Genomic DNA, 19,732 nt, shown 5'->3' with positions numbered 1-19,732 from the left:
CAAGGAGAACCCCATGCCCAAGCAGAAGACCCACTCCGGGTCCAAGAAGCGTTTCAAGGTCACCGGCAGCGGCAAGATCATGAAGCAGCAGGCCGGAATGCGCCACAACCTGGAGGTCAAGGCCCCGGGGCGCAAGGCTCGCCTGAACCAGGACCAGCTGCTGTCCAAGGCCGACACCAAGGTCGCCAAGAAGCTTCTCGGCCTGTAGTCCCCGACTGCACCGCCGACCGAGACCAGAAGGAAAAGAACAATGGCAAGAGTGAAGAGGGCCGTCAACGCCCACAAGAAGCGCCGGGTCATCCTCGAGCGCGCCGAGGGCTACCGCGGTCAGCGGTCGCGCCTGTACCGCAAGGCCAAGGAGCAGGTCACCCACTCCCTCGTCTACTCCTACCGTGACCGCCGTGCGCGCAAGGGCGACTTCCGTCGGCTCTGGATCCAGCGCATCAACGCTGCGTCGCGTCAGAACGGCCTGACCTACAACCGGTTCATCCAGGGTCTCGCCCTGGCCGGCATCGAGGTCGACCGTCGCATCCTCGCTGAGCTCGCGGTCAACGAGCCCGCCACCTTCGCGGCCCTGGTCGAGAGTGCGCGGAGCGCGCTGCCGGCCGACACGTCGGCGCCGAAGACCGCCGCGTAACCGGGACTTCAGCAGAAGCATCACAAGAGAACAGAGAGCGAGCCACATGCTGGACAACCCGCGATCACCGCGCGTTCGGGCAGTGGCGAAACTCGCCAAGAAGGGAGCCCGGTCCGAGACCGGGCTCTTTCTCTTGGAGGGCCCGCAGGCCGTGGCCGAAGCTCTCGTCTACGGCCCGCAGTTGCTCGTGGAGCTGTACGCCACGCCCACAGCTCTCGAGCGCTACGCCGAGATCGCACACGCCGCCGCCGACGCCCGGGTCGACGTGCAGTTCGTCACCGAGCAGGTGCTCGACACCATGGCCGACACGGTCACGCCTCAGGGCTTCGTGGCGGTCTGCCGCCAGTTCCCGACCGCGCTGAAAGACATCTTCGCCGCGAAGCCGCGCCTCGTCGCCGTGCTCGAGGAGGTCCGCGATCCGGGCAACGCCGGCACGATCATCCGTGCGGCGGATGCGGCGGGTGCGGATGCGGTCATCCTCACCGGCCGCTCGGTCGACCTCTACAACCCCAAGGTGGTGCGCTCGACGACGGGCTCGCTCTTCCACCTCCCGGTCGCGGTCGACGCGACCCTCACCGACGTGGTCGAGCGCGCTCGCGCTGCCGGCCTGCAGACGCTCGCCGCCGACATCAAAGGCGACGATCTGCTCGACGTCCGAACGGCGGGCCTTCTCGCCGAGCCCACGGCGTGGGTATTCGGCAACGAGGCGCGCGGGCTGCCTGACGAGTACCTCACCGTGGTCGACCGGGCGGTGTCGTTGCCGATCTTCGGCCAGGCGGAGTCCCTGAACCTCGCCACCGCAGCATCGGTCTGCCTCTACGAGAGCGCCTTCGCGCTCCGTTCCTGACCGCTCCTCGGGCGGGTCTCGCTTCGATCACGGTACACAATTACTCATTGCTGTCCCCCGAACGGGTGTGCTTGGGTGGTTGCATGGACCCGCAAACCACCCCCGTTCGAGGGGTACGGGGTGTCGGCGAGCCCCTCGTCGTCATCGACCACGTCGACAAGCACTTCGGCGACCTCCACGTTCTGAAAGACATCACCACCACCGTCGCCCGCGGCGAAGTGGTGGTCGTCATCGGCCCGTCGGGCTCCGGCAAGTCGACCCTGTGCCGCGCCATCAACCGGCTGGAGACCATCGACTCGGGCACCATCTCCATCGACGGCCGGGCGCTGCCGAGCGAGGGCCGGGAACTCGCAACCCTGCGGGCCGACGTCGGCATGGTGTTCCAGTCGTTCAACCTCTTCGCGCACAAGACGGTGCTCGAGAACGTCACGCTCGCGCCGATGAAGGTGCGCAAGCTCTCGAAGAAGGTGGCCGAGGAGCGCGGCATGGCGCTGCTCGAACGCGTGGGCGTGGCGAACCAGGCGCAGAAGCTCCCCGCGCAGCTCTCCGGCGGCCAGCAGCAGCGGGTGGCCATCGCTCGCTCGCTCGCCATGGAGCCGAAGCTCATCCTGCTCGACGAGCCGACCAGCGCGCTCGACCCGGAGATGATCAACGAGGTGCTCGACGTCATGGTCGGGCTGGCGAAAGACGGCATGACGATGGTGGTCGTCACCCATGAGATGGGCTTCGCGCGCAAGGCGGCCGACCGGGTCGTCTTCATGGCCGACGGCCGCATCGAAGAAGAGGCCGCCCCTGAGGAGTTCTTCGGCAACCCGCGTTCGGCGCGGGCGAAAGACTTCCTCTCCAAGATCCTCGCCCACTAGGCGAGCAGGCGGGTGCCATCCGCCGCAGCACCACCCACGGAAGAACACACAGCACTCAAGAGAGGTACGAACCATGAGGCACACGAAGCTCACGTTCATCGCACTCGCCGCCGCCACCGCGCTGGCGCTGTCCGCCTGCGCGGGGTCCACCGACCCTGCCGACGACGCCGCGACCACCCCCGAGCCCGCGCCCTCGTTCGCGGCCGGCTCCACCATGCAGAAGCTCGCCGACGCGGGCACCATCACCATCGGCACCAAGTTCGATCAGCCGCTGTTCGGCCTGATGGGCCCGGACAACGTGCCCGTCGGTTTCGACATCGAGATCGGCAAGATCATCGCGGGCAGCCTCGGCATCCCCGAGGACAAGATCGTCTGGAAGGAGGCCGTCTCGGCCAACCGTGAGCCGTTCATCCAGAACGGCGAGGTCGACCTCGTCGTCGCCACCTACACCATCAACGACAAGCGCAAAGAGGTGGTCTCGTTCGCCGGGCCCTACTACATGGCCGGTCAGTCCATCCTGGTGAAGGCCGACAACGACGACATCAAGACCGAGGACGACCTGGTGGGCAAGCCCGTCTGCTCCGTCACCGGGTCGACGCCCGCCGCCAAGCTCGCCGAGCTCGGCGCCGAGCCGCTGCTCACCGACACCTACACCAACTGCCTCGAGCCGCTGCGCAGCGGTCAGGTCGTCGCGGTGTCGACCGACAACGTCATCCTCGCCGGTCTCGCCGCGCAGAACGAGGGCGAGTTCAAGGTGGTCGGCAAGCCCTTCACCGATGAGCCCTACGGCATCGGCCTCGCGCTCGATGACACCGAGTTCCGCGACTACATCAACGACGTGCTCGAGGAGTCGTACGACGACGGCAGCTACCAGAAGGCGTGGGACGACACGGCCGGTCAGGTGCTGGAGTTCGTCGACCCGCCCGCGGTCGACCGGTACTGAGCGAACCAGCACTGACGATCCGGCGCTGAGTCACGAACACTGACGCGCCGCGTGTGAACGGAGACGGATGAACGCCATCATCGAGAACCTGCCCCGGTTCCTCGACGGCTTCAGCATGACCTTGCTGTTGCTCGTGGTGTCGGGCACGGGCGCGCTCGTGCTCGGCACCGTGGTGGCGGCCATGCGCATCGCGCCGGTGCCCTCGCTGAACGGCTTCGCAGCCGTCTACACCGAGGTGCTGCGCAACACACCGCTCACCCTGGTGCTGTTCTTCTGCGCCGTCATCCTGCCCTACCTCGGGTCGAATCAGCCCTACCTGGCCTGCGCCATCATCGGGCTCACGCTGTACACCTCGCCGTTCGTGGCCGAGGCACTCCGCTCGGGCATCAACGGGGTGCCGGTCGGTCAGGCCGAGGCCGCGCGCAGTCTCGGCCTCGGCTTCGGGCAGTCGGTCACGCTCATCATCTTCCCGCAGGCGTTCCGCATGGTCATCCCGCCGCTCATCAACGTGCTGATCGCGCTCACGAAGAACACCTCGGTGGCCGGCGGGTTCTTCGTGGTCGAACTGTTCACGGTGGCCAAGGAGCTCACGAACGCCAACGGCAACGCGGTCATCGCCATCCTGCTCGCCATCGCGGCCTTCTACCTCGTGATCACCATCCCGCTCGGCATCCTGTCGGGGCGGCTCGAACGACGATTGGCGGTGCAGCGATGAGTGCGTCCGTTCTCTTCGACGCCCCAGGCCCCAAGACCCGTCGACGCTCGCTCATCGCGTCGCTGATCGTGCTCGCGCTCCTCATCGCGGGGGTCGTCTGGATCGCGTTCACGCTGGCTCAACCGCGCGAGTCGTCGGGTCTGAAGCTGCCGGGGTACTTCGCGCCGAGCCGGTGGGACATCTTCGCCGACCCCGCGGTCTGGGGCTTCATCGGCCGGGGTCTGCTGAACACCCTCCAGGCGGCCGCGGCGGGTGCCGTGATCGCGCTGGTGCTCGGCGTGCTCTTCGCCGTGCTGCGCACCTCGGCGCACGCCGCCATCCGGGTGCCCACCATCGTGGTGCAGGAGTTCCTGCGCGGCATGCCGGTGCTGCTCATGATGCTCTTCATCCTGCTGGCGGCCTCCACCGGCGCCTTCTGGGCCGTCGTCATCGCCCTCGGCGTCTACAACGGGGCGATCATCGGCGAAGCACTCCGGGCCGGGCTGGTCTCGCTGCCCCGAGGGCAGCGGGAGGCCGGGCTCAGCCTCGGCCTCACCCCGTTGCAGACGAAGTTCTCGGTCGAGTTCCCGCAGGCCTTCCGGCAGATGCTCCCGGTGATCGTGGCCCAGCTCGTCGTGCTGCTGAAAGACACCAGCCTCGGCTACATCGTCGGCTACCCCGAACTCATCCGCACCACGATGAACAACCTGGCGAGCTTCTACGGCAACCGCTACCTGTTCTCGCTCTTCGTCGTGACCCTGGTGATCTATCTCGCGGTGAACCTGTCGCTCTCCGCCGTCGCCCGACGCCTCGCCCGGCAGCGCCGGCCCCGTAAGTCGCTGGCGGGCGCGCCCGACCCGGAGGACGCCACCACCGAGTAAACTCGGTACTCGTGTCTGAACCCATCGCCATCACCGAGCAGGCGGTGAGCGACGCGGTCGACGCGGCGCTCGCGGCCCTCGCCGACGCCACCGATTCCGCGGGCCTTCGCGCCGTGCGCACCGAGCACGCCGGCGAGCACTCGCCGCTGGCCGGCTTCAACGCGGCCATCAAGAGCCTGCCCGGCGATCAGAAGGCCGCCGCGGGCAAGCTCGTCGGTCAGGCCCGCGCCCGGGTGAACCAGGCGATCGCGACTCGTGAGACCGAGGTCGTGGCGCTCGAGGAGGCCCGGCGTCTCGCCGACGAGGCGGTAGACGTCACGGCGGTCGCCAGCCGACGTCGCATCGGCGCCCGCCATCCGCTCTCCCTCCTCCAGGATCGCATCGCCGACATCTTCGTGGGCATGGGCTGGGAGGTGGCCGAAGGCCCCGAGGTCGAAAGCGAGTGGTTCAACTTCGACGCCCTCAACTTCGACGCCGACCACCCGGCCCGTGCCATGCAGGACACCTTCTTCATCGACCCGCCCGAGTCGCACCTCGTGCTGCGCACACACACGAGCCCCGTGCAGGTGCGGTCGCTCCTCGAGCGCGACCTCCCGGTCTACGTCATCGCTCCCGGCCGCGTCTACCGCACCGACGAGCTCGACGCAACGCACACGCCCGTCTTCAGCCAGGTCGAGGGCATCGCCATCGACAAGGGCCTGACCATGGCGCACCTGCGCGGCACCCTCGAGCACTTCGCGCGCCAGATGTTCGGCGAGGAGGCGAAGATCCGCCTGCGCCCGAACTACTTCCCGTTCACCGAGCCCAGCGCCGAGATGGACGTCTGGCAGCCGAACGCCAAGGGCGGCGCCCGCTGGGTGGAGTGGGGCGGCTGCGGCATGGTCAACCCGAACGTGCTGCGCTCGGCCGGCATCGACCCCGATGAGTACTCGGGCTTCGCCTTCGGCATGGGCATCGAGCGCACCCTGCAATTCCGCAACGACCTCAACGACATGCGCGACATGGTCGAGGGCGACGTGCGGTTCTCCCAGCAATTCGGAATGGTGGTCTAGTCGTGCGGGTACCGATCAGTTGGCTCGCCGAGTACGTCGACCTCCCGACAGACGCGAGCATCGCCGACATCCATGCCGCCCTGGTGAAGGTGGGCCTCGAGGAGGAAGGGTCGCACGACTTCGACCTCACCGGGCCCATCGTCGTCGGGCAGGTGCTCGAGTTCGTCGAGGAGCCCCAGTCCAACGGCAAGACCATCCGCTGGTGCCAGGTGCGCGTCGCACCCGAGGGCCGGCTCGCCGCCGATGGGGGAGCGGATGTGCGGGGCATCGTCTGCGGCGCCCGCAACTTCGAGCTGGGCGACAAGGTCGTGGTGACCCTCCCGGGCGCCGTGCTCCCCGGTGGCTTCGCCATCGCGGCCCGCAAGACCTACGGGCACGTCTCCGACGGCATGATCGCCTCGGCCCGTGAGCTCGGTCTGGGCGACGACCACGACGGAATCCTGCGCCTCGTGACCCTCGGCCTCGACCCGGAGGTGGGCACGGATGCGATCGCCCTGCTCGGGCTCGACGACGAGGCCGTCGAGGTCAACGTCACGCCCGACCGCGGCTACGCGTTCTCGGTGCGCGGCATCGCCCGCGAGTACTCGCACTCGACCGGCGCGCCGTTCCGCGACCCGGTGGAGCGGGTCACGCCCGTCGCCGGCACCGGCTTCCCGGTCGCCATCCACGACGAGTCGCCCATTCGCGGTCGCGTCGGCGCCACCGTCTTCATCACGCGTGTCGTGCGTGGGGTCGACCCCACCCGGCCGAGCCCGCCGTGGCTGGCGTCGCGGCTGAAGCTCGCCGGCATCCGGTCGATCTCGCTCATCGTCGACATCACCAACTACGTGATGCTCGAGTTCGGGCAGCCCATCCACGGCTACGACCTGGATGCGCTGCAGGGCGGCATCGTGGTGCGTCGCGCCGCCGAGGGCGAGACCCTCGAGACCCTCGACGGCCAGACCCGCACGCTCCACCCCGAAGACCTGCTGATCACCGACGACCGGGGGCCGATCGGCCTGGCCGGCGTCATGGGCGGGGCGAGCACCGAGATCTCCGACCAGACGCGCAACGTGCTGATCGAGTCGGCGAACTTCGACCCGGTGTCGATCGCCCGCACCGCCCGTCGGCACAAGCTGCCGAGCGAGGCGTCGCGCCGGTTCGAGCGCGGGGTCGACCCGAAGGTGGCCCAGCCGGCCGCCGCGCGAGTGGTCGAGCTGCTCGAGACGCTCGCCGGAGGCACCGCCGACGGGCTCGGCTCGGTGCACCACGAGCATCCGGAGCTCGGCGCCATCCTGCTGCCGTTCGGCTACGTTCAGCGGCTCGTCGGCGTCGACTTCACGCCCGACGACATCGCGCGCTCGCTCGCCGAGATCGGGTCGACGGTCGAGGAGAACGCGGCCGGGTTCGAGGTGCACCCGCCCTCGTGGCGGCCCGACCTCGTCGACAAGGCGTCGCTCGCCGAAGAGGTGGCCCGCATCGTGGGCTACGACCGTATTCCGAGTGTGCTCCCGGTCGCGCCGCCCGGGCGCGGTCTCACCGTCTCGCAGGTCACTCGCCGGCGCACCGCCGACGTGCTCGCGGCCGGCGGCCTCACCGAGGTGCTGGCCTACCCGTTCCTCAGCGCGGCGCAGAACCGTGCCTTCGGCAGCGCCGACGACACCGAGGTGCCTGCCATCCGGGTGGCCAACCCGCTCGACGCCGAGGCGGCGCTCCTGCGCACCTCGCTCCTCCCGGGTCTCATCGACATCGCGCGCCGCAACCTCTCTCGTGGGCTCACCGACCTCGCTCTGTTCGAGCTCGGCCTGGTGTTCCGGCCTGAGGCAGGCCGGCGCTACGGACAGGACACCCTCCCGGCCGGCGCCGCACTGCCGAGCGACGACGAACTCGGCGAGCTGCACGCGGGCATCCCGCCGCAGCCGCGGCATGTCGGCGTGCTGCTGCTCGGCAACGCCGTCGACAAGCAGCCCGGCCAGCCCGCGGTGCCCGTCGGCGTGGCGGATGCGCTCGACGTCGTGCGCCTGCTCGAGTCGGCACTCGCGGTCGATCTCCGGGTGGAGACCGGGCGGCACAAGTCGCTGCATCCCGGGCGGACCGCCGAGATCTTCGTCGACACCGCCGCCGGGTCGACGAGCGTCGGATTCGCGGGCGAGCTGCTGCCCGCCCTCGCCCACGAGCTCGATCTGCCTCGGGTGGTCGCGGTGGCCGAGCTCGACCTCGACGCCCTGATCGCGGCCGCCGGATCGACCATCGACGTCGCGCCGATCAGCGGGTTCCCGGCGGCCACCCAAGACCTGTCGCTGGTCGTCGCAGCCGACGTGCCCGCCGGCGACGTGCGTCGCGCGGTCGCCGAGGGCGCGGGGGAGTTGCTCGAGAGCATCCGTCTCGTCGACGACTACCGGGGCGCCGGCCTGCCCGACGCCTCCAAGTCGCTCACCTTCGCCCTCCGGTTCCGGGCGCCCGACCGCACCCTGACCGCGGCCGAGGCCAGCGACGCCAAGCTCGCCGGAGCGGCGACCGCGGCCGAGCGGTTCGCGGCCACGGTGCGGGAATAGCGGCTCGCCCGAAACGGCTAGATTGGGGTCATGGTCTACACAGTCGCGGTGGCGGGAGCCAGCGGATACGCCGGCGGTGAGGTGCTGCGCCTCCTGAGCGCCCATCCGGAGTTCGAGGTGCGAACCGTCACGGCGCACGCGAACGCGGGCCAGCCGCTGACGAGTGTGCACACGCACTTGCGCTCCTATCGCGGTCTGGTGCTGCAGGAGACGACACCCGAGGTGCTCCGGGGCCATGACATCGTGTTCCTCGCCCTGCCCCACGGCAAGTCCGGGGCGCTCGCCGATGAGCTGGGCGACGCGAGTCTCGTGGTCGACTGCGGCGCCGACCATCGGCTAGTGAGCGCGGCGGCCTGGGAGGCCTTCTACAAGTCCGAGCACCACGGGTCGTGGCCCTACGGGTTGCCCGAGCTGGTGCTCGCCTCCGGCGCGAAGCAGCGCGAGAACCTCGTCGGCGTGAACCGCATCGCGGTGCCCGGCTGCAACGTCACCGCCGTGACCCTGGGCCTCGCCCCGGGCATCCGTGCGGGCGTCATCCAGCCGGCCGACCTCGTTGCGGTGCTCGCCGTCGGTCCGTCGGGTGCCGGCAAGACCCTCCGAACCGACCTGCTGGCGAGCGAACTGCTCGGCTCCGCGCACGCCTACGGGGTGGGCGGCACGCACCGGCACGTGCCCGAGATCGTGCAGAACCTCACCGGGGCTGGTGGCGAAGCGGTGACCGTCTCGTTCACGCCGGTGCTCGTACCCATGGCACGCGGCATCCTCGCCACCTCGACCGCGCGCCTGCAGCCGGGTGTCAGCGCCGCCGACGTGCGTTCCGCGTGGGAACTGGCGTACGCCGACGAGCCGTTCGTCGAGCTGCTGCCCGAGGGCTCCTTTCCCGGCGTCAGCGACACGATCGGCGCGAACACGGCACTCATCGGGCTCGCCGTCGACGAGGCGGCCGAACGGGTGGTCGCGGTGACGGCGCTCGACAACCTCGTGAAGGGCACGGCCGGTGCCGCCATCCAGTCCACGAACATCGCGCTCGGCCTGCCCGAGCACCTCGGTCTCGGCGTGAACGGGGTGGCCCCGTGAGCGTCACCCGGCCCGCCGGCTTCCGCGCATCCGGCGTCGTCGCCGGCCTCAAGTCGACCGGAGCGCGGGATCTCGCGCTGGTGGTGAACGACGGGCCGCGCCGCAGTGCGGCGGCCGTCTTCACCTCGAACCGGGCGAAGGCCAACCCCGTCATCTGGTCGCAGCAGGTCATCGCCGACGGGCGCGTCGAGGCGATCGTGCTGAACTCGGGCGGCGCGAACTGCTTCACCGGTTCCTTCGGCTTCCAGACCACGCACGCCACGGCCGAGGCGGTGGCCGGTGCCCTGGAGATCTCCGCCGGCGACGTGCTCGTCTGCTCCACCGGCCTCATCGGGGTCGGCGACCAGATCTTCCGCGACAAGATCGTCGACTCGGTGCCGGCTGCTGCGGCGGCCCTCAGCGCAGCGGTCGAAGGCGGTGCGGTTGCGGCGGCCGCGATCATGACGACGGACACGCATCCGAAAGAGGCGGTCGCCGTCTCGCCCGCGGGCTGGTCGATCGGCGGCATGGCGAAGGGTGCCGGCATGCTCGCGCCTGGCCTCGCCACGATGCTCGTCGTCATCACCACCGATGCCGACCTCGAGTCGCCGGTGCTCGACCGCGCGCTGCGGGCGGCGACCCGGGTCACCTTCGACCGGGTCGACTCCGACGGCTGCATGTCCACCAACGACACGGTGGCGCTGCTGGCCTCGGGCGCTTCCGGCGTGGTGGCCGACGAGGCCGAGTTCACCGAGGCGCTCACCGCGCTCTGCCTCGACCTGGCCCTGCAGTTGCAGGCCGACGCGGAGGGCGCGAGCCACGACATCGCGATCGAGGTGGTGAACGCCGCGACCGAAGACGACGCGGTCGTGGTGGGCCGGTCGGTCTCGCGCAGCAACCTCCTGAAGGCGGCGATCTTCGGCAACGACCCGAACTGGGGCCGGGTGCTCGCGGCCCTCGGCACGACGGATGCGGTGTTCGACCCCTACCTCATCGACGTCTCGATGAACGGCGTGATGGTCTGCCGCGCCGGCGAGCCCGGCGACGACCGGGAGCTGGTCGACCTGACCCCGCGGGCGTGCCACATCCTCATCGACCTCAAGTCGGGCGACGCGGCTGCCACGATCTACACCAACGACCTCACCCACGAGTACGTGCACGAGAACAGCGCCTACGCCAGCTGATGACCGACGAAACCACTCCCGCTCCCGCCGCGCCCGACGCGGCGGACCTCGCGCACGTCAAGGCGCAGACCCTCATCGAGTCGTTGCCCTGGCTGAAGCGCTACCACGGGCAGATCATCGTGGTGAAGTTCGGCGGCAACGCCATGGTCGATCCCGAGCTGCAGCGCACCTTCGCCGAAGACATCGTCTACCTGCGCTATGCCGGCATCCGGCCGGTCGTGGTGCACGGTGGCGGGCCCCAGATCTCGCGGATGCTCGAGCGGCTCGGCATCCCCAGCGAGTTCCGCGGCGGCTACCGGGTCACGAGCCCCGAGGCGATGGACGTGGTGCGCATGGTGCTGACCGGGCAGATCAGTCGCGACATCGTGAGCCACATCAACGAGCACGGCCCACTCGCGGCCGCCCTCTCCGGTGAAGACGCGGGGCTGTTCGAAGGGCAGCGCCGCGGGGTCGAGGTCGACGGCGAGCTCGTCGACCTCGGGCTGGTGGGCGACGTCGTCGGGGTCAATCCCGAAGGGGTGCTGGCCCAGCTGGAGGCGGGGCGCATCCCGGTGGTCTCGTCCGTCGCGCCCGACATCGACGAGCCGGGGCAGGTGCTGAACGTCAACGCGGATGCCGCGGCCGCCGCCCTGGCGGTCGCACTCAACGCCGCCAAGCTCATCATCCTCACCGACGTCGCCGGGCTCTACAGCGATTGGCCCAACCGCGACTCGCTCGTCTCCGTGATCGAGACGGACGAGTTGCGCACGCTCCTGCCGAGCCTGGAATCGGGCATGATCCCGAAGATGGCCGCCTGCCTCGAGGCGGTCGACGGCGGCGTGGCGAAGGCGGCCATCATCGACGGGCGCGACCCGCACTCCATCCTGCTCGAAGTATTCACCCCGGGCGGCGTCGGCACGGAGGTCGTGCCGGCCGCCGCCCACTGAACGGAAGGGCCAGACGTGCCAGGCACTCACACCCAGATCGATTGGCAGGGCCGGTTCGGCTCGTCGCTGATGCGCACCATGGGGATGCCGCTGCGCCTGCTCGTCCGCGGCCAGGGTGCCTACGTGTGGGACGACGAGGGCACCGAGTACCTCGATTTCCTCGCCGGTATCGCGGTGAACTCGCTCGGCCACGCGCATCCGGTGTTCGTGGATGCGGTGAGCCGGCAGGCCGCCACGCTCGCCCACGTCTCGAACTACTTCTCCACCCCGCCGCAGCTCGAGCTGGCTGAGCGGCTGAAGCGCATCACGGGTGCGGGGGAGGGCGGCCGGGCCTACTTCTGCAACTCGGGAGCCGAGGCGAACGAGGCCGCGTTCAAGCTGGCACGCCTCAACTCCAGCGGGCAGCGGCGCACCATCGTCGCGCTGCACAACGGTTTCCACGGTCGCACCATGGGTGCGCTGGCGCTCACCGGCAAGCCGGCCATGCGCGAGCCGTTCGAGCCGATGCCCGGCGGGGTCGTGCACATCGACACCACCATCGAGGCGCTGGAAGCCGCGATCGACGACTCGGTCGCCGCCCTCTTCGTCGAGCCGATCAAGGGCGAGGCCGGGGTGCTCGAACTGCCGCCCGGGTTCCTCCGGCGTGCGCGCGAGTTGACGGAGCGACACGGCGTGCTGCTCGTGCTCGACGAGATCCAGACCGGCGTCGGCCGCACCGGTTCCTGGTTCTCGTACCAGAACGAGGGCGTGCAACCGGATGCGGTCACTCTCGCCAAGGGCATCGCCGGCGGTTTCCCGATCGGTGCGCTGGTGACCTTCGGCTGGGCCTCCGATCTCTTCTCCCGCGGCCAGCACGGCAGCACCTTCGGGGGTAACCCCCTGGCGACGGCCACCGCGAACGCGGTGCTCGGCGAGATCGAGTCGGCCGGACTGGTCGAGAACGCGGCTCGGCGCGGGGCCGAGCTCCGCGCCCTGATCGCCGGCCTCGACTCGCCGCTGATCGACGAGGTGCGCGGCCAAGGCCTCCTCATCGGCATCGGCCTCCGCGAACCCGTCGCCGGAGCGATCGCGGATGCGGCGCTCGCGAACGGACTCATCATCAACGCCCCCAACGACGAGAGCCTGCGCATCGCGCCCCCGCTCATCATCGGTGACGACGAGGTGCGCGTGTTCGGTGAGCGCCTGCGCCGCGCCTTCGACGCGGTCGCGACCGACTGAGTCGCGTCGGCGTCGGCCGATCTCGCTATCCTGAACACCTCACCCATCAACCCGAGGCGAACCGAACCATGACCAGGCACTTCCTCCGCGACGACGACATCACGCCCGCCGAACAGCGGCAGATCCTCGACCTGGCGGTGCAGCTGAAGCGCGACCGCTTCCAGGCCAAGCCTCTGGCCGGGCCGCAGACCGTCGCGGTCATCTTCGACAAGTCGTCCACCCGGACACGCGTCTCCTTCGCCGTCGGGATCGCCGATCTCGGTGGTGTTCCGCTCATCATCTCCACGGCGTCGAGCCAGCTCGGCGGTAAGGAGACGGCCTCCGACACCGCCCGGGTGCTGGAGCGGCAGGTGGCCGCCATCGTCTGGCGCACCTACGCCCAGGCCGGGCTCGAGGAGATGGCGGCCGGCACACGCGTGCCGGTGGTGAACGCCCTCTCCGACGACTTCCACCCTTGTCAGCTCCTCGCCGACTTCCTCACGATCCGCGAGCACCGCGGCGAACTCGCCGGCCTCACCGTCGCGTTCCTCGGCGACGGGCGGAGCAACATGGCGCAGTCGTACCTGCTCGCCGGAGCGACCGCGGGCATGCACGTGCGGGTGGCGAGCCCGGCGCAGTACTCGCCCGACGCATCCGTCGTGGCGGATGCGGAGCGGCGCGCCCTCGAGACCGGTGGCTCCGTGGCGGTGCTCGCCGACCCGGCCGAAGCCGCGGCGGGAGCCGACGTCATCGTGACCGACACCTGGGTGTCGATGGGCAAAGAAGACGAGAAGGCCGCGCGGGTGAAGACCTTCGGCGACTACCAGGTCGATGCGGCGATGATGGCGCGAGCGAAGGCCGACGCGCTCTTCCTGCACTGCTTGCCGGCCGACCGCGGCTACGAGGTGACCGCCGAGGTGATCGACGGCCCGCAGAGCGTGATCTGGGACGAGGCGGAGAACCGGCTGCACGCTCAGAAGGCGCTGCTGGTGTGGTTGTTCGAGCAGAACGAGAAGACCACTCCCGCCCGGAAGGCGGGCTTCTGATGGCCGACGAGGTCGCGAACCGCGCCGCGGAGGCCGGGGCGCTCTGGGGCGGCCGCTTCGCCGGCGGCCCCGCGCCCGAACTCGCCGAGCTGAGCCGCTCCACGCACTTCGACTGGCAGCTCGCGCAGTACGACATCGCCGGCTCCCGCGCCCATGCCCGCGCGCTCGCTCGGGCCGGCTACCTCGACGAGGCCGAGCTGGCCGGCATGCTCGAGGCGCTCGACCGTCTCGCTGAGGCCGTCGACAGTGGCAGCTTCGCCCCGCTGCCGACGGATGAAGACGTGCACTCGGCGCTCGAACGCGGGCTGATCGAGTACTCCGGCCCCGAGCTCGGCGGCAAGCTCCGCGCGGGTCGCAGCCGCAACGACCAGATCGCCACCCTGGTGCGCATGCTGCTGCGCGACCACGCGGCCACGCTGACGCGGCTGCTCGTCGACCTCATCGACGCGACGGCGTCGCAGGCCGACGCGACCTTCGGCGCCATCCTGCCCGGCCGCACCCACCTGCAGCACGCGCAACCGGTGCTGCTCGCCCACCAGCTGCTGGCGCACTGCTGGCCCCTCGTGCGCGACATCGAGCGGCTGCGGGATTGGGACGCGCGGGCCGACGCCTCGCCCTACGGCTCCGGCGCCCTGGCTGGCAACACGCTCGGCCTCGACGCCGAGCTCGTCGCGCGCGATCTCGGCTTCGCGCGCGGCGTCGAGAACTCGATCGACGGCACGGCCGCGCGCGACCTGGTGGCCGAGTTCGCCTACGTCACGGCCCAGATCGGCATCGACCTCTCCCGCTTCGCGGAGGAGATCATCATCTGGAACACGAAGGAGTTCGGTTTCGTCACCCTCTCGGACTCGTACTCCACGGGTTCATCGATCATGCCGCAGAAGAAGAACCCCGACATCGCCGAGCTCGCCCGCGGCAAAGCCGGCCGGCTCATCGGCAACCTCGCGGGCCTGCTGGCGACCTTGAAGGGTCTGCCGCTCGCCTACAACCGCGACCTGCAAGAAGACAAAGAGCCCGTCTTCGACTCGATCAAGACCCTCGAAGTCCTGCTGCCGGCGTTCACCGGCATGGTCGCCACCCTCACCTTCCACACCGAGCGGATGGCCGAGCTCGCGCCGCAGGGCTTCTCCCTGGCGACGGATGTGGCCGAATGGCTGGTGAAGCAGCACGTCACGTTCCGCGACGCCCATGAGATCACCGGCGCGCTGGTGAAGTTCGCCGAGGATCACGACCTCGAGCTCGACGAGCTGAGCGACGAGCAGTTCGCCGCCATCTCACCGCATCTCACCCCCGAGGTGCGCTCGGTGCTCACCATCGAGGGGTCGGTGGCGAGTCGCGACGGCTCCGGGGGCACGGCCGGCGTCCGGGTGCGCGAGCAGCTCGCCGCCCTGACCGAGCGTGTGCGCTCGTTGCTCGCACAGACCGAGTCCTTGCCAGGAGGCGCCTCATGAGCACGCCCAACCCACCCCAGCAGCCCCCGGGTAAGCCGCCCCGAGAGCCCGGCGACCCCGGGTTCTGGCGTCGCCCGCTGCCGAACCGGGTGGTGTGGCTGATCATCGCCCTCGCAGCCGTCGTCGTCGTCGCGGGCGTGGTCGTCAGCCTCTCGCTCGGCGTGCGGCTGTTCTGAGCCGGCCCGCCGCGTCGTGATCGACCTCTCCCGTTCGTCGCTCGAGATCGCGCCGCTGCTGCTCGGCGCGGTGTTCCGGCACGACTCTCCGGGCGGCGCGGTGGCCATCCGCATCACCGAGGTCGAGGCCTACATCGGCGACGGCCTCGACCCCGGCTCACATGCCTTCCGGGGCAAGACAGCGCGCAACGCCGTGATGTACGGCGAGCCAGGTCACCTCTACACGTACTTCACCTACGGGATGCACGTCTGCGCCAACGTGGTGTGCTCGCCCGCCGGGGAGGCGACGGCGGTCCTCCTCCGTGGCGGGGAGGTGATCGAGGGCTTCGACCTCGCGCGCGAGCGCCGCACGACCGCGAAGAACGATGCCGAGCTGGCGCGTGGGCCGGCTCGCCTGGTGCGCGCGCTGGGAATCGCGATGACCGACAACGGCGCGCCACTCGACCGTGCGCCGTTCGCGCTCGAGTTCCCGGCGGAGCCGGTGTCCGGCGTCGCGACGAGCCTGCGCACCGGCGTGAGCGGCCCCGGCGGCCGCGCCCCCTTCGAGTGGCGGTACTACCTCGCCGGCGACCCGACGGTCTCGCCGTACAAGCGGCATCCGAAAGCCTGACGACGACCGCGCTGGTAGGCTCGGATACCGTGTCAGATACCGCCATCCCACCCGCGATCGAGCAGCAGAACGACCCGTCGTTCGACGACGTCTGGGATGAACTGGTCTATCGCGGGCTGGTGCACGTCTCCACCGATCCGGTGGAGTTGAAGGCCCTGCTGGCCGGGGCGCCGATCACCTTCTACTGCGGCTTCGACCCCACGGCGCCCAGCCTTCACCTCGGCAATCTCGTGCAGCTGCTCGTGATGCGCCGGCTGCAGCTCGCCGGGCACAGGCCGCTCGGACTGGTCGGTGGCTCGACGGGCCTGATCGGCGACCCGAGACCGAGCGCGGAGCGCACCCTCAACACCAAGGACACCGTGGCCGAGTGGGTGGGCTACCTGCAAGCACAGGTGTCCCGGTTCCTCAGCCCCGAGGGCGAGAACGCCGTACGGCTGGTGAACAACCTCGACTGGACGGCGCCGCTGTCGGCCATCGACTTCCTCCGCGACATCGGCAAGCACTTCCGCGTGGGCACGATGCTGAAGAAAGACGCGGTGTCGGCCCGCCTCAACTCGGATGCGGGCATCAGCTACACCGAGTTCAGCTACCAGATCCTGCAGGGCATGGACTACCTCGAGCTCTACCGGAGCTACGGTTGCGTGCTCCAGACCGGGGGCAGTGACCAGTGGGGCAACCTCACGAGCGGAACGGATCTCATCCATCGCGCCGAGCACGCCAGCGTGCACGCGATCGGCACCCCGCTCATCACGAACTCCGACGGCACGAAGTTCGGCAAGAGCGAGGGCAACGCCATCTGGCTCGATCCGGCGCTCACGAGTCCCTACGCGTTCTACCAGTTCTGGCTCAACACCGACGACGCCGATGTGATCGACCGCTTGAAGATCTTCTCGTTCCGGTCGCGGGCCGAGATCGAGCGACTGGCGAAGGCGGTGGCCGAGGAACCCTTCCGGCGGGAGGCGCAGCGCGCGCTCGCCTACGAGGTGACGGCCCTGGTGCACGGCGTGCCCGCGACCGAGGCGGCCATCGCCGCCGCGGCGGCGCTGTTCGGTCAGGGTGATCTTGCCGACTTGGATGCCGGCACCTTGGGAGCCGCCATCGCCGAACTCCCTCGCGCGGATGCGCTTCCCGAGACACTCGTCATCGAAGCGCTGGTGGACACCGGGCTCGTCTCGAGTCTGGGGGAGGGCCGTCGCGCCATCGCCCAGGGCGGGGTCTACCTGAACAACGCGAAGGTGACCGACGACACAGCGAGCTTCGCGGGCAACAGCTTGGCCGGCGGATACGCGGTGCTCCGCCGTGGCAAGAAGACGCTCGCCGGCGTCTCGATCCGCTGAATCACGCGGCGACACGCCCGGGATGCAGCGCAATTTGGCAGCCCACGAAATCTCCGCGTAATCTTCTAACTCGTCACCCCAAAGGTGCGGAAAGCGGAAGAGCTTACCGGCCTCAAGAGGGACCATCCCATAAGCCTCACGGCACACTTTCCCTAGTGGAATTGTGCCCGAGCGCTTAGGATGTAAAGACCCCATCCTCCAGGAGATCGGCTGAAAACGTCGATTTGACACTGAGAAAGAGAGTGGTAGGGTTGAGAAGTTGCCTCGGAGCAACGCAAACCAGTGAGAACACTAAGTTCCCTGCGCAGCGGCTCCCGACGACATCGAGATCCTGACCTTCAAAGTCTGGGCTTTGTTTGGTGCGCCGAGATTCATCTCGACAGCGAAAAACAGCCGATTTGACACGGAGATCGAAACAAGTAATATAGAGAAGTTGCCTGAAACGAAAGCCGAAAGGCCTGGTATTCAGAGCATCCGATCCTTGAGAACTCAACAGCGTGCACAATGTCAAATGCCAAAAACCCCGGCTGACTTCGGTCAGCAGGGATTCCTTTGGAAAACATTTAGAACAACAAAGCAAGTCAGTAATGATTTGTTCTGTCAGTTTCAAACTTGCAGTCACGTCGACCTATTCCGGTCACGTGTTCTGTGCGTAAACATTTACGGAGAGTTTGATCCTGGCTCAGGACGAACGCTGGCGGCGTGCTTAACACATGCAAGTCGAACGGTGAAAGAGGAGCTTGCTCCTCTGGATCAGTGGCGAACGGGTGAGTAACACGTGAGTAACCTGCCCTTGACTCTGGGATAAGCGTTGGAAACGACGTCTAATACCGGATACGAACCGCGAAGGCATCTTCTGCGGTTGGAAAGAATTTCGGTCAAGGATGGACTCGCGGCCTATCAGCTTGTTGGTGAGGTAATGGCTCACCAAGGCGACGACGGGTAGCCGGCCTGAGAGGGTGACCGGCCACACTGGGACTGAGACACGGCCCAGACTCCTACGGGAGGCAGCAGTGGGGAATATTGCACAATGGGCGCAAGCCTGATGCAGCAACGCCGCGTGAGGGATGACGGCCTTCGGGTTGTAAACCTCTTTTAGTAGGGAAGAAGCGAAAGTGACGGTACCTGCAGAAAAAGCACCGGCTAACTACGTGCCAGCAGCCGCGGTAATACGTAGGGTGCAAGCGTTGTCCGGAATTATTGGGCGTAAAGAGCTCGTAGGCGGTTTGTCGCGTCTGCTGTGAAAACTGGAGGCTCAACCTCCAGCCTGCAGTGGGTACGGGCAGACTAGAGTGCGGTAGGGGAGATTGGAATTCCTGGTGTAGCGGTGGAATGCGCAGATATCAGGAGGAACACCGATGGCGAAGGCAGATCTCTGGGCCGTAACTGACGCTGAGGAGCGAAAGCGTGGGGAGCGAACAGGATTAGATACCCTGGTAGTCCACGCCGTAAACGTTGGGAACTAGATGTGGGGACCATTCCACGGTCTCCGTGTCGCAGCTAACGCATTAAGTTCCCCGCCTGGGGAGTACGGCCGCAAGGCTAAAACTCAAAGGAATTGACGGGGGCCCGCACAAGCGGCGGAGCATGCGGATTAATTCGATGCAACGCGAAGAACCTTACCAAGGCTTGACATATACGAGAACGGGCCAGAAATGGTCAACTCTTTGGACACTCGTAAACAGGTGGTGCATGGTTGTCGTCAGCTCGTGTCGTGAGATGTTGGGTTAAGTCCCGCAACGAGCGCAACCCTCGTTCTATGTTGCCAGCACGTAATGGTGGGAACTCATAGGAGACTGCCGGGGTCAACTCGGAGGAAGGTGGGGATGACGTCAAATCATCATGCCCCTTATGTCTTGGGCTTCACGCATGCTACAATGGCCGGTACAAAGGGCTGCAATACCGTAAGGTGGAGCGAATCCCAAAAAGCCGGTCTCAGTTCGGATTGAGGTCTGCAACTCGACCTCATGAAGTCGGAGTCGCTAGTAATCGTGGATCAGCAACGCCACGGTGAATACGTTCCCGGGCCTTGTACACACCGCCCGTCAAGTCATGAAAGTCGGTAACACCCGAAGCCGGTGGCCCAACCCTTGTGGAGGGAGCCGTCGAAGGTGGGATCGGTGATTAGGACTAAGTCGTAACAAGGTAGCCGTACCGGAAGGTGCGGCTGGATCACCTCCTTTCTAAGGAGCATCTACCTGGCTCGCAAGAGTCAGGTCAGAGGCCAGATCGAGACGAATGTTCTCGCTGGTAGCTCATGGGTGGAACATTGACATTGGTGCAGTAAGAGCCGGCTAG

The 19,732-nt window shown here is 68.1% G+C and carries 18 protein-coding genes and 1 rRNA gene; all 19 read left to right on the top strand.

Annotation, left to right across the window (positions count from 1 at the left end; genetic code table 11):
* Positions 1-13 precede the first annotated feature (13 nt).
* On the top strand, positions 14-208 hold the full coding sequence (gene rpmI, locus AC3WLB_RS10585) for a 50S ribosomal protein L35 (protein WP_022895913.1): 195 nt from the start codon (positions 14-16) through the stop codon (positions 206-208).
* Between the two features lie 42 nt (positions 209-250).
* Positions 251-637: a 50S ribosomal protein L20 gene (gene rplT / locus AC3WLB_RS10580; RefSeq protein ID WP_492505745.1), complete on the top strand. Its 387-nt coding sequence runs from the start codon at positions 251-253 to the stop codon at positions 635-637.
* A 46-nt stretch (positions 638-683) separates the two neighbouring features.
* Positions 684-1,484 (top strand): TrmH family RNA methyltransferase, encoded by an 801-nt coding sequence (locus tag AC3WLB_RS10575; RefSeq protein ID WP_492505743.1) that lies wholly within the window; start codon positions 684-686, stop codon positions 1,482-1,484.
* Positions 1,485-1,567: 83 nt separating this feature from the next.
* Positions 1,568-2,347 carry an amino acid ABC transporter ATP-binding protein gene (locus tag AC3WLB_RS10570; protein ID WP_492505741.1) on the top strand — a complete coding sequence of 260 codons (780 nt, stop codon included), beginning with the start codon at positions 1,568-1,570 and terminating at the stop codon, positions 2,345-2,347.
* Between the two features lie 73 nt (positions 2,348-2,420).
* Positions 2,421-3,290, top strand: a complete 870-nt coding sequence (locus tag AC3WLB_RS10565) for a glutamate ABC transporter substrate-binding protein (RefSeq protein WP_022895917.1) — start codon at positions 2,421-2,423, stop codon at positions 3,288-3,290.
* Positions 3,291-3,357: 67 nt separating this feature from the next.
* Entirely contained in the window at positions 3,358-4,005 is a 648-nt protein-coding gene (locus AC3WLB_RS10560) for an amino acid ABC transporter permease (protein ID WP_492505739.1), read from the top strand.
* Positions 4,002-4,865, top strand: coding sequence for an amino acid ABC transporter permease (locus AC3WLB_RS10555; RefSeq protein WP_492505736.1), 864 nt, complete (start codon positions 4,002-4,004; stop codon positions 4,863-4,865). The genes AC3WLB_RS10560 and AC3WLB_RS10555 overlap by 4 nt, the downstream gene beginning before the upstream one ends.
* Positions 4,866-4,876: 11 nt before the next feature.
* Positions 4,877-5,917, top strand: a complete 1,041-nt coding sequence (gene pheS / locus AC3WLB_RS10550) for a phenylalanine--tRNA ligase subunit alpha (protein ID WP_492505734.1) — start codon at positions 4,877-4,879, stop codon at positions 5,915-5,917.
* A gap of 2 nt (positions 5,918-5,919) precedes the next feature.
* The gene (pheT, locus tag AC3WLB_RS10545) at positions 5,920-8,451 is read left to right on the top strand and encodes a phenylalanine--tRNA ligase subunit beta (protein WP_492505732.1); all 2,532 of its coding nucleotides are present in this window, start codon (positions 5,920-5,922) and stop codon (positions 8,449-8,451) included.
* 30 nt (positions 8,452-8,481) lie between these two features.
* A complete protein-coding gene (gene argC / locus AC3WLB_RS10540) occupies positions 8,482-9,528 on the top strand; it encodes an N-acetyl-gamma-glutamyl-phosphate reductase (protein ID WP_492505730.1) in 1,047 nt (348 codons plus the stop codon).
* Positions 9,525-10,691, top strand: a complete 1,167-nt coding sequence (gene argJ / locus AC3WLB_RS10535; protein WP_492505728.1) for a bifunctional glutamate N-acetyltransferase/amino-acid acetyltransferase ArgJ — start codon at positions 9,525-9,527, stop codon at positions 10,689-10,691. Before argC ends, argJ begins: the two co-directional genes overlap by 4 nt.
* On the top strand, positions 10,691-11,617 hold the full coding sequence (argB, locus tag AC3WLB_RS10530; RefSeq protein ID WP_492505727.1) for an acetylglutamate kinase: 927 nt from the start codon (positions 10,691-10,693) through the stop codon (positions 11,615-11,617). The genes argJ and argB overlap by 1 nt, the downstream gene beginning before the upstream one ends.
* Before the next feature lie 36 nt (positions 11,618-11,653).
* Entirely contained in the window at positions 11,654-12,835 is a 1,182-nt protein-coding gene (locus AC3WLB_RS10525; RefSeq protein WP_492506196.1) for an acetylornithine transaminase, read from the top strand.
* A gap of 68 nt (positions 12,836-12,903) precedes the next feature.
* On the top strand, positions 12,904-13,860 hold the full coding sequence (gene argF, locus AC3WLB_RS10520; protein ID WP_492505726.1) for an ornithine carbamoyltransferase: 957 nt from the start codon (positions 12,904-12,906) through the stop codon (positions 13,858-13,860).
* Positions 13,860-15,311 carry an argininosuccinate lyase gene (argH, locus tag AC3WLB_RS10515; RefSeq protein ID WP_492505725.1) on the top strand — a complete coding sequence of 484 codons (1,452 nt, stop codon included), beginning with the start codon at positions 13,860-13,862 and terminating at the stop codon, positions 15,309-15,311. The genes argF and argH overlap by 1 nt, the downstream gene beginning before the upstream one ends.
* On the top strand, positions 15,308-15,487 hold the full coding sequence (locus AC3WLB_RS10510) for a hypothetical protein (protein ID WP_492505724.1): 180 nt from the start codon (positions 15,308-15,310) through the stop codon (positions 15,485-15,487). Before argH ends, AC3WLB_RS10510 begins: the two co-directional genes overlap by 4 nt.
* A 16-nt stretch (positions 15,488-15,503) precedes the next feature.
* A complete protein-coding gene (locus AC3WLB_RS10505; protein ID WP_492505722.1) occupies positions 15,504-16,097 on the top strand; it encodes a DNA-3-methyladenine glycosylase in 594 nt (197 codons plus the stop codon).
* A 29-nt stretch (positions 16,098-16,126) separates the two neighbouring features.
* Positions 16,127-17,434: a tyrosine--tRNA ligase gene (gene tyrS, locus AC3WLB_RS10500; protein ID WP_492505720.1), complete on the top strand. Its 1,308-nt coding sequence runs from the start codon at positions 16,127-16,129 to the stop codon at positions 17,432-17,434.
* A 659-nt stretch (positions 17,435-18,093) separates the two neighbouring features.
* Positions 18,094-19,617: ribosomal RNA gene (locus AC3WLB_RS10495) — 16S ribosomal RNA — on the top strand.
* The last annotated feature ends 115 nt before the right edge of the window (positions 19,618-19,732 follow it).

This window comes from Herbiconiux sp. FW305-C-125 (assembly GCF_058783455.1).
The sequence above is the reverse complement of the archived record's forward strand: the minus strand, read 5'-3'. Positions and strand labels throughout refer to the sequence as shown.

What these genes read in the sequence shown, in the direction of transcription:
- rpmI (WP_022895913.1), top strand. Translation starts at nt 14, where the DNA reads ATGCCCAAGCAGAAGACCCACTCCGGGTCCAAGAAGCGTTTCAAGGTC.
- rplT (WP_492505745.1), top strand. Translation starts at nt 251, where the DNA reads ATGGCAAGAGTGAAGAGGGCCGTCAACGCCCACAAGAAGCGCCGGGTC.
- AC3WLB_RS10575 (WP_492505743.1), top strand. Translation starts at nt 684, where the DNA reads ATGCTGGACAACCCGCGATCACCGCGCGTTCGGGCAGTGGCGAAACTC.
- AC3WLB_RS10570 (WP_492505741.1), top strand. Translation starts at nt 1,568, where the DNA reads ATGGACCCGCAAACCACCCCCGTTCGAGGGGTACGGGGTGTCGGCGAG.
- AC3WLB_RS10565 (WP_022895917.1), top strand. Translation starts at nt 2,421, where the DNA reads ATGAGGCACACGAAGCTCACGTTCATCGCACTCGCCGCCGCCACCGCG.
- AC3WLB_RS10560 (WP_492505739.1), top strand. Translation starts at nt 3,358, where the DNA reads ATGAACGCCATCATCGAGAACCTGCCCCGGTTCCTCGACGGCTTCAGC.
- AC3WLB_RS10555 (WP_492505736.1), top strand. Translation starts at nt 4,002, where the DNA reads ATGAGTGCGTCCGTTCTCTTCGACGCCCCAGGCCCCAAGACCCGTCGA.
- argC (WP_492505730.1), top strand. Translation starts at nt 8,482, where the DNA reads ATGGTCTACACAGTCGCGGTGGCGGGAGCCAGCGGATACGCCGGCGGT.
- argB (WP_492505727.1), top strand. Translation starts at nt 10,691, where the DNA reads ATGACCGACGAAACCACTCCCGCTCCCGCCGCGCCCGACGCGGCGGAC.
- argF (WP_492505726.1), top strand. Translation starts at nt 12,904, where the DNA reads ATGACCAGGCACTTCCTCCGCGACGACGACATCACGCCCGCCGAACAG.
- argH (WP_492505725.1), top strand. Translation starts at nt 13,860, where the DNA reads ATGGCCGACGAGGTCGCGAACCGCGCCGCGGAGGCCGGGGCGCTCTGG.
- AC3WLB_RS10510 (WP_492505724.1), top strand. Translation starts at nt 15,308, where the DNA reads ATGAGCACGCCCAACCCACCCCAGCAGCCCCCGGGTAAGCCGCCCCGA.